Annotated in this window: 1 rRNA gene; it reads left to right on the top strand. The window is 55.7% G+C overall.

Features of this window, described 5'->3' with window-relative positions:
- Positions 1 to 271: ribosomal RNA gene (locus OOJ60_RS24645) — 16S ribosomal RNA — on the top strand; the annotation flags it as partial.

The following is a 271-nucleotide window of genomic DNA, read 5'->3' as shown; positions in this document are numbered from 1 at the left end:
ACGGTCCAGACTCCTACGGGAGGCAGCAGTGGGGAATATTGCACAATGGGCGCAAGCCTGATGCAGCCATGCCGCGTGTATGAAGAAGGCCTTCGGGTTGTAAAGTACTTTCAGCGGGGAGGAAGGGATTGTGGTTAATAACCACAGTCATTGACGTTACCCGCAGAAGAAGCACCGGCTAACTCCGTGCCAGCAGCCGCGGTAATACGGAGGGTGCAAGCGTTAATCGGAATTACTGGGCGTAAAGCGCACGCAGGCGGTCTGTCAAGTC

The organism is Citrobacter sp. R4, from assembly GCF_026719175.1.
GTDB classification, from domain to species: domain Bacteria; phylum Pseudomonadota; class Gammaproteobacteria; order Enterobacterales; family Enterobacteriaceae; genus Citrobacter_A; species Citrobacter_A sedlakii.
This window is presented reverse-complemented; position numbering and strand designations above follow the sequence as displayed.